Annotated in this window: 12 protein-coding genes; 11 read left to right on the top strand and 1 reads right to left on the bottom strand. The window is 61.9% G+C overall.

The window, feature by feature from the left end:
• Positions 1-17: 17 nt before the first annotated feature.
• The 4 genes from VGE08_RS15100 (at position 18) to VGE08_RS15085 (ending at position 4162) form a co-directional block, all read left to right on the top strand.
• Positions 18-698 carry a hypothetical protein gene (locus VGE08_RS15100; RefSeq protein WP_331068736.1) on the top strand — a complete coding sequence of 227 codons (681 nt, stop codon included), beginning with the start codon at positions 18-20 and terminating at the stop codon, positions 696-698.
• Between the two features lie 177 nt (positions 699-875).
• Complete coding sequence (locus VGE08_RS15095; protein WP_331068735.1) at positions 876-1598, top strand: hypothetical protein; 723 nt, start codon at positions 876-878, stop codon at positions 1596-1598.
• A gap of 129 nt (positions 1599-1727) precedes the next feature.
• Positions 1728-3215, top strand: coding sequence for a dihydroorotase family protein (locus VGE08_RS15090; protein ID WP_331068734.1), 1488 nt, complete (start codon positions 1728-1730; stop codon positions 3213-3215).
• Positions 3212-4162: a hydroxymethylglutaryl-CoA lyase gene (locus VGE08_RS15085; protein ID WP_331068733.1), complete on the top strand. Its 951-nt coding sequence runs from the start codon at positions 3212-3214 to the stop codon at positions 4160-4162. The genes VGE08_RS15090 and VGE08_RS15085 overlap by 4 nt, the downstream gene beginning before the upstream one ends.
• Before the next feature lie 73 nt (positions 4163-4235).
• On the opposite strand, the gene VGE08_RS15080 is transcribed toward VGE08_RS15085, so the two are convergent.
• Positions 4236-5114 carry an amidohydrolase family protein gene (locus VGE08_RS15080; protein WP_331068732.1) on the bottom strand — a complete coding sequence of 293 codons (879 nt, stop codon included), beginning with the start codon at positions 5112-5114 and terminating at the stop codon, positions 4236-4238.
• 306 nt (positions 5115-5420) lie between these two features.
• On the opposite strand from VGE08_RS15080, the gene VGE08_RS15075 reads away from it, so the two are divergent.
• The 7 genes from VGE08_RS15075 to VGE08_RS15045 all read left to right on the top strand — a co-directional run.
• Positions 5421-6617: a CaiB/BaiF CoA-transferase family protein gene (locus VGE08_RS15075; protein WP_331068731.1), complete on the top strand. Its 1197-nt coding sequence runs from the start codon at positions 5421-5423 to the stop codon at positions 6615-6617.
• Entirely contained in the window at positions 6614-8029 is a 1416-nt protein-coding gene (gene leuC, locus VGE08_RS15070; protein WP_331068730.1) for a 3-isopropylmalate dehydratase large subunit, read from the top strand. The genes VGE08_RS15075 and leuC overlap by 4 nt, the downstream gene beginning before the upstream one ends.
• On the top strand, positions 8026-8655 hold the full coding sequence (gene leuD / locus VGE08_RS15065) for a 3-isopropylmalate dehydratase small subunit (RefSeq protein ID WP_331068729.1): 630 nt from the start codon (positions 8026-8028) through the stop codon (positions 8653-8655). Before leuC ends, leuD begins: the two co-directional genes overlap by 4 nt.
• 13 nt (positions 8656-8668) lie before the next feature.
• Positions 8669-9496 (top strand): nickel transporter, encoded by an 828-nt coding sequence (locus VGE08_RS15060; RefSeq protein WP_331068728.1) that lies wholly within the window; start codon positions 8669-8671, stop codon positions 9494-9496.
• A 684-nt stretch (positions 9497-10180) separates the two neighbouring features.
• Positions 10181-11152, top strand: a complete 972-nt coding sequence (locus VGE08_RS15055; protein WP_331068727.1) for a DUF1838 family protein — start codon at positions 10181-10183, stop codon at positions 11150-11152.
• A 182-nt stretch (positions 11153-11334) separates the two neighbouring features.
• On the top strand, positions 11335-13803 hold the full coding sequence (locus VGE08_RS15050; RefSeq protein WP_331068726.1) for a TonB-dependent receptor: 2469 nt from the start codon (positions 11335-11337) through the stop codon (positions 13801-13803).
• Between the two features lie 15 nt (positions 13804-13818).
• On the top strand, positions 13819-14214 hold a 396-nt coding region (locus tag VGE08_RS15045), incomplete at its 3' end, for an alpha/beta fold hydrolase (protein ID WP_414717497.1).

Here is a 14214-nt window from a genome sequence, read left to right as displayed (position 1 = left end):
AGATAGAGAGAGCAAGTATGATGATCCAGGAACTGCACGTCTTACGCTGGCTGCATATTATTGCGATGGTGTACTGGCTTGGCGGCGAATGGGGCGTTTTTCAGACCTCCTTCAACGTCATCAATCGCAAACTGTCGCTGGAGGAGCGACGGCGCCATATGGAGACGGCCTACCGCATCGATATATTGGCGCGCACCGGCATCATCCTGCTGCTGCCACTTGGGTTGCACATGGGCTATCTATGGGGCGTGCAGCCGTGGGGCGGCGCGGCGCTCGTAGCCGTGTGGATTCTCACCGTCGCCTGGCTGATCCTGTGCTGGTCGGCCTTCGTCTATCGGGACACCGACAAGGGATTGCGACTGACGAAGATCGACGAAGCCATTCGCTTTGTCGTGATCCCGGTGCTATTCATCTCTGCGCTCGCCTCGCTGCTCGGGAACGGACCGTTCGCCGCGGAGCCCGGCCAGAAATGGTTCTCAGCCAAAGTGCTGGCCTATTCGCTGACGCTGGTGATCGGACTGAAGCTGCGCTTCATCATGCGGGAATGGACCGAGATGTTTCGCCTGCTCGCTGTGGGGCCGGACGCTGCGGTGGAGAGCCGCCTGGAGCGCTCGATCCGCTTCGGGCGCGGCATCGCCATTTTGTACTGGATACTGATCGGTACGACGGCGTTCTTCGGTGCAACCAAGCCGTTCTGATCGGGCAGCGTCGCTGCGTCGGTACGGCCACAATGAGCCGGCGTGCTGGAGCGATCCTCAGCCCACCGCCGGCCCTATGTGTTTCTTATCTGGAGCGCGCTGCTGCTCAACGCCGCGCTGGGTTTGCACCTGCCGCAGTGAGGATGTGAAGCCGAAAGTGATTGCCGAGATCTCTGCATGAAAAAACATCGAACCCTTCGTGGCACCATTCGTTACACCAGCGCGAAGCCAGAGCGGCTGGGCGAGGAGCGCGGCCGCGAGTACTTCATCATCACGGACCAGGCCGACGGCGTGCGTCTCGTGCACGCCCACTGCGAGATCGACGACGAGCCGAATGTGATTCGCGACGTCGTGATGGCGCTGGATGAACAGTGGCGCCCCATCGACTGCTCGGTACGCCTGACGGTAGGGGACAGGCATGAAGGCGTCGGGCTGATGCATTTCAGGCCCACTTACGCCGAATGCCAGACAGTCAATCAGCGTGATGGGCGCATCAGTCAGCGCATCGACACGTCCGAGCCCGTGCGCTGGCTGGGCTCCCATCCAATCTGCGGTGACGCACTTTGCCTGCGCATCTACGACCTGGCGGACGGACCTGGCAAGCGCTTTTTTCCGAACCTGATGCTGACCTCGCCAGATCACCGCGGCGCCACTGGACCGATGCTGTTCAGCTTGGGTTTCGGACTCGAGTTTGTCGGCCGTGACCGTGTCACGGTGCCCGCCGGCAGCTTCGATGCGCTGCACTTCCGCTATGTCGATACCGCCGGACAGTTGCCTGCGGAACATCCGCCGTACGATGTCTGGTGTACCGATGATGGGGACTACATCTTTTTGAAAGGCGGCGTTGGCGGCTATATGCAGACGCACTACGAGCTGGTCGAGCTGGTGCGCGATCGCTGACGGCTCACCGAAGCCTGCCTGGACGCACCGAGGTCCACCTACATGACCATCGAGGCGTTCATCATCAACTACGGCGTGCCCTCGCCGTGGCGGTTCGCAGCCGCGAGGGCACAGGAGACCTGAATGAATATGAGCAAGAGAACCGACACGCCAGCATACGACCTGCTGATAAAGAACGTTGGCGTGGTTCGTCCCAAGGGCGCAGTCGTGCACACAGCCGACATAGCAATCAAGGACGAGCGCATCGTCAAGGTGGCGCCCGCGATCGATGCGGCGCAGGCGAAGGAGGTGTACGACGGCCGCGGTCGCCTTGCCTTTCCGGGCGTGGTCGATGCGCACATGCACTCGGGCATTTATGCGCCGCTCGCCGAGGATGCTGTTTCCGAAAGCAGGGCGGCAGCCATGGGCGGCGTGACCAGCTCACTCAACTACTTCCGCACCGGTCAATACTATCTAAACAAGGGCGGCCCGTACCGAGAGTTCTTCCCGGAAGTGCTGGATATCTCCAAGGGGAAATTCCACGTCGATTATGGCTACCACCTGGCGCCCATGGACGCCAGGCACATCGCGGAGATCCCGATGCTGGTAGAAGAGTTCGGCGTCGCCAGCTTCAAGATCTTCATGTTCTACGGCAGTCACGGCCTGCACGGCAAGAGCAGCTCGCAGAAGGACTTCCTCATGATCGGCGAGGACGATCGCTACGATTACGGCCACTTCGAGTTCGTGATGCGTGGCGTGCAAGCCGCGCGCGAACGCATGCCCGACAAGGCAAGCCAGATCTCGCTATCCCTGCATTGCGAGACTGCCGAGGTGATGACCGCTTATACAAAGCTGGTCGAAAAGGACAAGTCACTGAAAGGTCTGCCCGCCTACCACGCTTCGCGCCCGCCGCATTCCGAAGGCCTGGCGGTCTTCATCGCATCGTATCTCGCCAACGAGACGGCGCTGCCGAACATCAATCTGCTGCACCTGACCTCTCGCAAGGCGGTGCAGGCGGCGCTGATGATGAGCGAGGTCTTTCCGCACATCGATTTCCGTCGCGAGGTGACGATCGGCCATCTGATGCTCGACATCGACTCGAAAGCCGCGGAACTCGCCAAGGTCAATCCGCCTATACGCCCGCGCGAAGATGTCGAATACCTGTGGGAGATGCTGCTCGAAAGCAAGCTGGACTGGGTGTGCAGCGACCATGCGTGCTGCCGTCACGAGGTGAAGACCCCGAAGGAGCATCGCGGTGATATCTGGATGGCGAAGAGCGGGTTCGGCGGCACCGAATACCTGCTGCCGGCGCTGGTCAGCGAAGGGAGTCGGCGCGGCATGAGCTACAACCACATGGCGCGCGTGACCAGCTGGAATCCAGCGCAGCGCTATGGTTTGAACCGCAAGGGCGACATCGCCGAAGGTTTCGATGCCGATATCGCAATCGTCGATCCAGCCGCGAGTTGGACGATTCGCGCCAGCGAATCGCCGTCCACGCAGGGCTACACGCCTTTTGAAGGATTGGAGATGTCGGCGCGCGTCGACGCCACCTTCCTGCGCGGCATGAAGATCTACGAGAACGGGCAGGTGCTCGGTGCGCCTCGCGGTCAGTACTTGCACCGGCCGGAATCTCGATGAGCATGCCGCATGCAGCGCGGCAGGTCTGGATCAGCGAAGTAGGCCCACGCGACGGACTGCAGAGCATCCGCACGATCCTGCCAACGGACGCGAAGAAAGCATGGATCACCGCCCTCGCGTCGGCCGGCGTGCCGGAGATCGAGGTCGGCTCCTTCGTGCCCGCCAGTGTGCTGCCGCAGCTGGCGGACACGGCAGAGCTCGTACGCCATGCGCGTGGCATCGCTGGCCTCACGGTGGCGGTACTCGTCCCCAATCTAAAGGGCGCTCAGCGCGCGATCGAGTGTGGCGCCCACAAGATCACGATTCCGCTATCGTGCAGCGAAACGCATAGCCTGAAAAACGTGCGGCGTACTCATGCGCAGATGCTCGATGAAGTTCGCGGCATAGCTGCGCTGATCAGCAGTCTGCCGCAGGAACAGCGGCCGCATTTCGAGGGCGGGCTGTCGACGGCGTTCGGGTGCACGCTGGAAGGCGTTGTGCCGGAGACGAAGGTCGTCGCGTTGGCCGAGGCGTTGATCGAGGCCGGTTGTGATGAGGTAGGTCTCTCCGATACCGCCGGCTATGCCAACCCGGCGCAGGTGCGCCGGCTCACGCGAGCAGTATGGTCCGCGGTGGGGGAAGATCGTCTTACCGGCATTCACCTGCACAATACTCGAGGGCTGGGCCTTGCCAACGCGCTGGCTGCGTTGGACGTCGGCCTGCGCACGCTCGATGCTTCGATGGGCGGTATCGGCGGCTGTCCGTTCGCACCGGGCGCGAGCGGCAACATCGTGACCGAGGATCTGGTATTCATGGTCGAGGCCATGGGGCTCCACACGGGCGTGGATCTCGAGCGACTGCTCCAAGCCCGGGCCGTGCTGCGCGAGGGTCTGCCGGATGAGTCGCTCTACGGCTTTGTGCCGGACGCCGGACTGCCGCTGGGCTTTCAGCCCAGCGCCGTTTCCTGACCCGACTTCGCGAATTTGACGATGGGGTCCGGCCTACAGGTAGAGGCCGGGCTCGCTTGCCAACCGCTTCTTCTTATATCCGATACACTCGCGACGCATTATCGCGCAGCAATTTGCGAAGCACTTCGGGTTTCAGGCCCAGCTTCTCGATGTCAACGCGCGTCTGTTCGAACGGCAGCACGGGGAAGTCGGTGCCGAAAAGGACCTTGTCCTGTCCATAGCTGTTGATGTACCTGACGAACGACTCGGGCCAGTAGATGGGCCGGTGCGCGTCGCACCCGATGTACACGTTCGCATGTTTCCAGGCCATCGCGATCATTTCGTCGGCCCATGGAATGCCCACGTGGATGCCGATCAGCTTGAGCTCGGGAAAGTCACAGGCCACTGCATCCAGCGTGATCGGCCGTCCGACACTGCGACGCGGATACCGGGCGTCGTACACCATCGATTGCCCGACCTGCAGCTGGATCGGTACGTCAAGCTCGACGCACTTGGCGTAAAAGGGGTAGTAGCGCGCGTGATCGGGCGCCAGTTCGAACCAGTGCGGGTAGGTGTGTGCGCCGATGAAACCGTACTCGCGAACCAGCATCTGAAGCTCTCGCACGCCATCCATACCCTCGGTCGGGTCGATCCCTGCAAGCCCAGAGAACCGCTCGGGGTATTTCTGCACGGCGTCCACAACCAGCCGGTATGGCACGTGGTAGCAAGCCGGGTGATAACTGACGCCCACCTTGGCGGCGATCAGAAACGAGCGTTCGATGCCAGCTGCATCCATGCGACTGATCATTTCCTCGAGACTGACGCCGTCGAACGTCGATTGGCCGACGTTCATCTTGTCGACGTAGAACTGCTTGCGAGGCGGGCGGTTGGCGAGAGCCTCGCTGGTCCAGATATTGACGACCGTATCGATCGCGCGGATGTTGTATGTCATGGCGAAGTTGACAGTGTGCACGATCCGTTCCATCCCGTCATTCGCCGCCTCCCATGGCCCGCGCCTGCCTGCAGCTACTGATTGCGACCCGGGATGCTGCGCGAGGTGAAGATGTTTCGGTCGTGTTTCAATCCGTTCGCATGTTGCATGTCGCGCCGTCGAGCAGAACGGGTGAAATATAGGTCCGGCGTGAGGCCCAGGCGCCGACAGAATGCGTGATTGCTGCGTGCGCCTCTGTGGGCGTTCAGTGGCAAGCATCTTGCAATCTCGAAGTCCAGCAACGGTTGCATCGGGCAGCCGTTGAGCAGAAACGTCGCAGGAACTGGCATGAAGGCATCGCAACGACCTCTGGATGGCGTTCGCGTTATTGAGTTCACACACATGGTTATGGGGCCTACGATCGGCCTGATCCTCGCCGATTTGGGTGCCGACGTGGTCAAGGTCGAGCCGCTCAAAGGTGACAATACGCGCCGGCTTCTCGGCTCCGGCGCTGGTTACTTCCCAATGTACAACCGCAACAAGCGCAGTGTGTGCATCGACACAAAGACGACCGCGGGTCGGGAAGCGATCGACCGGCTGCTCGCTGCATCCGACGTCTTCATCGAGAACTTCCGCCCGGGCGCCATGAGCGAAAGCGGCTGGGACTACGCCACGTTGTCCAAGAAGTACCCGCGCCTGATCTATTGCTCGGCGAAGGGCTTCCTGCAGGGGCCTTACGAGCATCGCACTGCTCTGGACGAAGTGGCGCAGATGATGGGCGGTCTGGCCTACATGACCGGGTTGCCTGGCAAGCCGATGCGTGCGGGCGCGTCAGTGATCGACGTGACTGGCGGAATGTTCGGCGTGATCGCAATTCTCGCAGCGCTGTGGCAACGTGAGCATACCGGCCTCGGCCAGGAAGTACGCGCCTCGCTGTACGAGACCTGCGTGTTCCTCGTTGGTCAGCACATGGCGCAGCTGGCAGTGACGGGCTCGCCCGCACCGCCGATGACGGTGCGGCGTTCCGCCTGGGCGATATACGATGTCTTCGATACGTGCGATGAGCAGCAGGTGTTCATCGGTGTGGTCACCGACTCTCAGTGGCGCAAGTTCTGCGAGGCCTTCGAGTTCCCCGAGTTTCTGGCAGACCGTTCACTAGCGGCGAATGGTGATCGTGTCATGCAGCGCGAGCGCATTATCGAGCCGATCCGAGCCAGGATACGTCGCTTCGGACAAGCTGAGCTCATGACCCGGCTCGAGAACATCGGTCTGCCGTTTGCACCGGTCGCGAGGCCGGAAGACCTTTTCGATGACCCACATCTGAACGCAGCGGGCGGTCTGGTCGGACTCAGGTTACCCTCTGGCCAGGAAACCCGATTGCCGGCCCTGCCAATTCAGATGCAGGGCGGGCGCTTCGACGTGCGCCACGACGTGCCGCGAGAATCCGAGCACGCCCGCGAGGTGCTGCGCCAGGCGGGATATTCGGACGCCGAGATCAACCGTCTCGCGACCGAGGGCGTCGTTCGATTGGAAGATATGCAGTGAGCAGGCCGAGCCCGCTCTTCGACAAGTTGTGGAGCCAGCACGTCGTCGCCGACGTCGATGGCGAGACGAGTCTGCTATACATCGATCGCGTGTTCCTGCACGAGCGTACGGGAGGCATCGCGCTGCAGACTCTGGAGCAGGATGGTCGGCGTGTGCGCTGTCCGGAGCGCGTCTTCTGTACAGTGGACCATATCGTCGACACTTTCCCGAACCGCAGCGACGAGACGCTCATGCCCGGCGGCAAGGCATTCATCCAGACGACTCGAGAGGCTGCTCGACGCGCGAGATTGCGGCTGTTCGACATAGACGACCCGGCGCAAGGCATCGTGCATGTGATATCGCCCGAGCAGGGCATCGTGTTGCCCGGCGCGACCGTGGTTTGCCCGGACAGCCACACGTGCACGCAGGGTGCGCTGGGCGCGCTCGCCTGGGGCATAGGATCTTCAGAGGCCGAACATGTGCTGGCCACGCAGACGTTGCTGGTGAAGCGGCCTCAGACCATGCGCATCGTCTTCAACGGCGTGCTCAGTGAAGGCGTTACCGCAAAGGATCTCATCCTGTGGCTGATCGCACGTTTGACGGCGGGCGGTGGTAGGGGCCACGCATTGGAGTTCGCTGGCGATGCAGTGCGCGCGCTGGACATCGAGGCGCGGCTGACCTTGTGCAACATGGCCGTTGAGTTCGCCGCATTCACCGGCATTGTGGCGCCGGACGATGTAACGTTCGAATATCTCGCGGGCCGTCCATACGCACCTCGCGGCGCCATGTGGGATGCAGCGCTCGAGCACTGGCGTACGCTGCGCAGCGACGATGATGCCGTGTTCGATCGTGAGTTTCATTTCGATGTATCCGCGCTCGGCCCCATGGTCACGTGGGGGGTGAATCCGCAGCATGCAGTGAGTATTGATGATGTCGTTCCCGCGCCCGCTAGCGACTCTGCCACACGTCAGGGGATGGAACGCGCTCTCACCTACATGGATCTGCAGCCTGGCCAGCGAATCGAAGGTACGCCGATCGATGCAGCGTTCATCGGCTCATGCACGAACAGCCGCTTGTCGGATCTGCGGGCTGCTGCCAGAGTTCTGCGCGGTCGCAAAGTCGCACAGGGCGTAAGAGCGATATGCGTGCCGGGCTCGATGACAGTCAAACGCGACGCCGAGGCCGAGGGGCTCGATCGCGTGTTCCTGGATGCTGGTTTCGAGTGGCGCGCCTCTGGCTGTTCCATGTGCTTCTACGCTGGTGGCGAGAGCTTCGGCCTGCGTGAGCGCGTCATAAGCACCACGAACCGGAACTTCGAGAGCCGCCAGGGTCCGCAAACTCGCACACATCTTGCGAGCCCCGTTACGGTGGCCGCCAGCGCTGTGACAGGCAGCATCACAGATCCTCGGCGTCTGCTGAGCGCGGTTTCATGAGAAAGTTCGTCGTTCATCGAGGCGTCGCCGCGCCACTGCTGCGCGCCAATATCGACACAGACGCGATCATTCCGTCGCGCGAAATGAAGCACGTCTCCAAGACCGGGCTGGCCGATGGCCTATTTGCCGGTTGGCGTTACCTCAATCCAGATACACGCACGCCTGATCCATCGTTCGTGCTGAATCACGAGGATTTTGCGAAAGCTTCCATCCTGATCGCCGGGGCGAACTTCGGCTGCGGCTCGTCACGCGAGCATGCAGTCTGGGCGCTTGCGGAATTCGGGATCCGGGCAATCATTGCCCCGAGCTTTGGCGCCATCTTCCAGAACAACTGTATCCGAAACGGCCTGCTGCCGGCCGTTCTGGATGAAGGATCGGTGCGTAGACTGGCTGATGTCGCTGATCGCGGCCCTTTGGTCGTGGATCTCGAGAGGTGTGTGATTGTCGCGCCAGACGGATCCGAATACCGCTTTGACATTGCACCGGGCGACCGTGAAATGCTGCTTCAAGGGATCGATGCTGTGGAGGCGACCTTGAGGCGCAAGGACCAGATCGAGGCCTTTGAGGCGCGCGATCGAGAGCGGCGGCCATGGATGCACCTGGGTAAAGGAGGGCCTCTTTCCTGATGGGAGCGCTGACTTGGAATCTCTGAACCACTCCTCCTGGAACAGCATCTTTCTGCTGGCGTTCCTCATCGGCGTGAGGCACGGTTTCGACGCCGATCATCTGGCGACCATCGACGGACTTACGCGCTGGGGTGTACAACGTCGCACCAAGCTGGCGGGCTGGTTCGGCAGCTTGTTCTCAGCTGGTCATGGAATGATCGTGATAGGTATCGCAGTCGTCGCCACATTGACTGCCAGTCAGTGGCGGGCGCCAGATGCGCTGTCGTTGTCCGGCGCATTCATCTCAATCGGCATCATGTTGCTGCTCGGCGTGATGAATCTCCACGCCGTACTCCGCACGCCAGCCCATCAAACAGTGGAACTTCGCGGATTGAAGGGCCGCTGGCTGGGACGGATTGTGCGTACCGAGCATCCGCTGCTGATCCTCGGCGTGGGCATGATGTTCGCGCTGTCCCTCGATACCGTAAGTCTAGCCGCGCTTTTCGCGCTTACGGCGCAGCGCTTCGACGGAGTGTCGGACGCCGTGCTTCTGGGTCTCGTATTCACATCGGGGATGTGGCTGGCAGATGGCACCAACGGTCTGTGGATCGCACGCCTTCTCCGCCGCGCCGATGCCACCGCGCTCATTGCGTCGCGTCTCCTTGGCGCGGCCGTGGGTGGACTGAGCCTGCTAGTCGCGGCTTTCGGGATCGCGAAGCTGGCGTTTCCCGCCGTCGACCGCTGGAGTGAAGGTCGCGAGCTGATGCTCGGGCTGGGGGTGGTGGTGCTGCCGACGGTGTTTTTCATCCTGGCCCAGCGCCTCGCGCGCTCTGAGTTGACCGCCTCGCGCACTGTAGATTGATCAATTGCAAGCCCTGGCGCTTGCTCATCCATCCCATGACATCCTCGATGACGGATGCAGCCATCCGTGCTCTCCCTGTACGCGTTCACCTGCGGATGGAAGTCCCTGCTCGTGCTGCTTTCCAGTTCCGCGTGTTTCATGGTGTTGCATCGTGGCGCACGAATGTTTCGGAGCGTTCGTTGCATGCACCCGACCACTATGGTCGCGCTGCGCGCTGCGCGCTGCGCGCTGCGCGCTGCGTCGGCGCCTCTTGGCGAAGCGAGGCAACGAAAATCTACGGAATCAAGCATGTGATCGGGCGCGCATCGCCATATTCAGCCCGCTCAGTTCTGTCAACCAGCTTCGCAAGCGATGCTCCACGTGAGATGGCAAGGTCTTTGCACAAGCTAAGTAGCGCTCGCGAGCGGGTGGTCTGCGATACCGCATGGAGCATGCGAAGTATCGACGCAGTCGCGATCCAGCACACTTCCGACGTACGCATGCGGCGACGTTTCGGGAAAGAGGGGGGAAGCATGAAGAAGGAATGCATGAACGAAATGCACGAATGCGAAGTGCACGAAAGAGGGGAGCACACGAGCATGACACGTAGTCAATGCTCAACCCAGGTTCGATCGTGAACACGAGCCCGATCGCGCACCCGGAAACCCGTCCGTTCTTTTGAGTTCCAAACTGCGAGCCTTGCGAATGAACAGTCGTGACAATCAAATCACTCGGCGTCAAGCGCTGTGCGCTTTGTCGTCCTCGATGGCGCTCCCGGTCGTCGCGGGCGCGACCGAAGCGACCAGGTTGGTTGCGCGCTCCCCGCTGGCGTTCAATGACCCCATCTGGAACCGCGAGATGGTCGCGCGCCTGGAAGCAGACGTTGCGCCAGGGAAGTTCGTTCATGGTTATCTGTCCGGAACCGTACATGGCGTACGCGACGGTGAAGCTGTACGGCCGCTGTTCGGATTCGAGACCTGGAGCTCGACTCGCGTCGTGCGACAGCCGGACCAGAGCTATCAACGGATGTGCCGCGAGCTGATTTTCTATCGCGACATCGAGACCGGGAAGCTGCTCGATGAGTGGACCAACGTCTATACAGGCGAGCGCGTAAAGGTCGTTGACGTTGCGAATGATCCGTACAACTTCATCATCAGCGAGTTTGTGCCCGAGCGGGTGAAGCACGGCAGCGAGAAGCCCGAGCAGAACACGCGGCGCAGGCCGCTGCTGCTGAAGTGGGGGATGATTGGCGATCGAACTGTCACGCTCGAGCGTGACGTGCATCTCTACTATCCCGCTGTGCTGACGCCTGACAAATGGCCGCGCGAATCGTCCGGATACATGAATCGCGTGTCCGAAATATTCCGATACGTGATCCGCCGCGAGGATATCGAGAATCCGGAGTTGACTCACATTCCGTACACCGGCGTGTGGGTTCGAGTGACGCCGTGGTTGCCGTGGATGCTGATGGATGGCGCGCCGGGCCATATCTTTTATACGGGAATGTTCACAACCGTGCGTGGGCTGGACGCGGTACCTGCGGATGTGGCGGAGCGTGTCAGGACTCGCTACCCGTTGTACCTGACCGCGCCTGAGGCCTGGCAGGAGCCAAGCGTGTCCAGCCTGGAGGACTACGCGAGGACACAGAAGCCGGCGCCGTCGAAGTCGACGAAGTAGCGCACGCTTCGTGTTGGTCTACGAAGCACTGGAAGGCTCCTTGCATCCGAGTACACCGAGTAGAAATCGCAGTGGATAGAAGTAAGTCAACGATCGATCGAGTAGCCGAGACTCGGAAGGCATCCTCGGCATCTGAGTCAATAGAGTCAACGGCGCCGCTGGCGCCAGGGGAGTCATATAAAATGATCAGTATTGTCTTGTCTCGCGCCGTGCGCTCCACCCTGGTCGGCGCGGCGCTTGGAGTCGCCGCAGTCCCGATGCTCTTGACGACGAGCACCGTCCAGGCTCAGGAGCGCTCGGCAAGAGCGGCAGGACTCGAGGAAGTTGTCGTGACGGCTCGCAAACGGGAGGAGTCGTTGCTCGAGACGCCACTCTCGATTCAGGCATTTTCGTCGGACGAGATCGCGTCCGCGAATCTTCGCAACCTCGAGGACGTTGCGGCTTTCTCCTCTGGAGTGTCTTTCGAGAAGCTCGGCAACTCTCAGGGCGGTCGCTACAACAGTGTAATTCGATTTCGCGGACTCGAGATGCTAGCGACCGGCCCCCTGACCCAGACAGGCGCGTTGTTTGTCGATGGCGTGCGCGTAATGGGCGGCGCCGGTTCGTTCGCGTTCAACGACGTCGAGCGCATCGAGATCATTCGCGGTCCCCAGGCCGCCTTCTTCGGACGCGGCACGTTCGGCGGCGCGATCAACTACGTTACGGCTGAACCATCATCGGACTTCAGCGGCCGGGTGACGGCCGAATACAGCCCGACGTTCGGTTCGAACGCGTACGGCCTCATGGTTCAGGGGCCGCTGACCGACTCTCTGTCGGCCCGGCTTTCGGCGTCGTCTCAGACCCGCGGCGCCATGTTCACGGCGACGGACGGCGGCAAGCTCGGCGAGGAAACGACCGACCAGGTGAACGCCATGCTTCTCTGGAAGCCCAGCGCGGACCTGAAGGTCAAGCTCAACTATGTGTACGGCGAAGACCACGATGGTCCGGCGGCCACGGGGTTCGTGTCGTACGACCTGGATGGCAACTGTCCGGTCGGCACGGAATATCCTGTGCAGACGACGAACGGGCCGCAAACCGGCGTCCTGACGCTGAATCTCCACTGCGGCGCGGTGCCCCTCGTTCGCGTGAGCAACAACACGTCTTTCTATACGGCGCCGACGTCGGCGGGACCGATCGACACGCGCAGCGTCGTCGACCATGTAAACGCGTTCGGCCTGCCGGCTACCGGAACGCCGCATCTCGAAGAGTTCGGACTGAAGTCCATCTATCAGCTCGTCAGCCTGTCCTCCTCCTATGACCTGAGCGACTCGCTGACGCTGTCGGGGCTTTTCGGCTACAACGAGCGGGCGGTGACGCAGATTCGCGATGACGACATGTTCGACGCGCTGGGACGCGTCACGAAGGCGTTTCTCAATCTGGAGGGGATCTCCGCCGAGCTGCGTCTGAACTACGACGCCGGCGGGCGGTGGCGCGGAATGCTCGGCGCCAGCTACACGTCCCAGGAAAGCTGGGGCGACTTCGACGGCGGCATCGTCGTGCTGACCAACGCCTTCGGCAGCCCGCTGCTGGGCTCGAACGGCGGCTCCGTCGACAACAACAAGATCGACAACCGCGGCGTCTTCGGCTCCATCGAGTTCGACGCCTTCGATTGGCTGACGCTTACCTTCGAAGGCCGCTACCAGATCGACGAGCTCGAGGCGACGACTGGCCAGTACCCCGGGCCCTACAGCACGGCGCCCAAGGAAGAGTACAAGGACTTCCTGCCGCGCGTGCTGGCGACGTTCAAGCCCTATGACGGCGGGACGTTCTACGCGAGCTATTCAGAGGGCGTCCTGCCGGGCCAGGTCAATGCGGCTTTCCGCGCGCTGACGCCGAACGAGAAGGTGATCGTCGAGGACATGATCCCGGGCCTCTCCACCCAGCTCGACGCGCAGACGCTGGATGCCTACGAGCTCGGCTGGAAACAGAACCTCGACAGCATCAACGCGTGGTTCTCGCTGTCCGCCTACTACATGGAGTGGTCCAACATCCCGGCGCCGGCGCAGGCCTCTTTCCAAAGCCCGGATCGGAACAGGGTCATTTCGCTATCTGTGAGCGTGCCTGGCGAGGCGGAAATCAGTGGCTTCGAGCTCGAGGCCCAGTGGTTCCCCGTGCCACAGCTCAATCTGCACGCGAGCGTGGGATATGCGGACGCAACCTACACCGATTTCCAGAGCTCGCGCTACAACAGGACTTTCAGCCTGCCTGCGGGTACGAACTACAAGGCGGACGACAATCGCCTGCCGCGCACGCCGAAGGAAACGGCTGCAGCATCGGCGACGTGGACCGCCGACTTGAACGCCGACTGGGAGTGGTATGTGCGCGGCGACGTTGTTTACACGGGCGACACCTTCACGGATGAGACGAACATGTCGTACGTGCCGGACTTCACGACCTTCAATGCCCGGTTCGGCATGACGCGGGTGAGCGATTCGTTCAAGGTCGAGCTGTTCTGCAGGAACTGCTTCGACAAGGAAGGATGGAGAACGGGCCGCCGCGGCGTTGATTACCGCGACATGGCGCCGCTGGGCAACGACTTCACTCACATCGGCGCCATTGTGGGCCCGATCGAGCCTCGCGAGTACGGCGTGCGGATGTCTTACGAGTTCTGAGGAGGAGTGGAAGTCATGTTTAGCAATGCGCTCGCGCGGCGCCACGACGCCACGCGCTACTTGCGAGCTTGTCTCGCGTTCGGCCTGTGTTGCGTCGTTTCGCTCAATGCGCTGGCGCAGTCTCCGGAGGGTGGGTCGCCTTGCGACCCACCCTCGGCCGGCACGCTGACTTACGAGGAGGTCGTCGCGAAGTACGCCGACGAGCACTCCAAGTTCGTCGTTCTGGAAGGCGCTGACGGCATCCGCGTGCACTACAAGGATCAGGGTTCCGGTCCGGCCGTCCTGCTGGTGCACAGCTCCGGTGGCGACCTCATGGACTGGGACGGCTGGGTCAAGGTTCTGAGCAAGAGCTATCGCGTCGTGCGCTTCGATCTGCCGGCCTTCGGACTGACGGGCCCGGTGCCGAGCGGC

Origin of the sequence: Steroidobacter sp., assembly GCF_036406195.1 — a bacterium.
Lineage (GTDB): Bacteria > Pseudomonadota > Gammaproteobacteria > Steroidobacterales > Steroidobacteraceae > Steroidobacter.
The sequence above is the reverse complement of the archived record's forward strand: the minus strand, read 5'-3'. Positions and strand labels throughout refer to the sequence as shown.

Excerpts from the sequence above, each read along its gene's own strand:
- VGE08_RS15075 (WP_331068731.1), top strand. The coding sequence starts at position 5,421 with ATGAAGGCATCGCAACGACCTCTGGATGGCGTTCGCGTTATTGAGTTC.
- VGE08_RS15100 (WP_331068736.1), top strand. The coding sequence starts at position 18 with ATGATGATCCAGGAACTGCACGTCTTACGCTGGCTGCATATTATTGCG.
- VGE08_RS15050 (WP_331068726.1), top strand. The coding sequence starts at position 11,335 with ATGATCAGTATTGTCTTGTCTCGCGCCGTGCGCTCCACCCTGGTCGGC.
- VGE08_RS15095 (WP_331068735.1), top strand. The coding sequence starts at position 876 with ATGAAAAAACATCGAACCCTTCGTGGCACCATTCGTTACACCAGCGCG.
- VGE08_RS15085 (WP_331068733.1), top strand. The coding sequence starts at position 3,212 with ATGAGCATGCCGCATGCAGCGCGGCAGGTCTGGATCAGCGAAGTAGGC.
- leuD (WP_331068729.1), top strand. The coding sequence starts at position 8,026 with ATGAGAAAGTTCGTCGTTCATCGAGGCGTCGCCGCGCCACTGCTGCGC.
- VGE08_RS15090 (WP_331068734.1), top strand. The coding sequence starts at position 1,728 with ATGAGCAAGAGAACCGACACGCCAGCATACGACCTGCTGATAAAGAAC.
- VGE08_RS15055 (WP_331068727.1), top strand. The coding sequence starts at position 10,181 with ATGAACAGTCGTGACAATCAAATCACTCGGCGTCAAGCGCTGTGCGCT.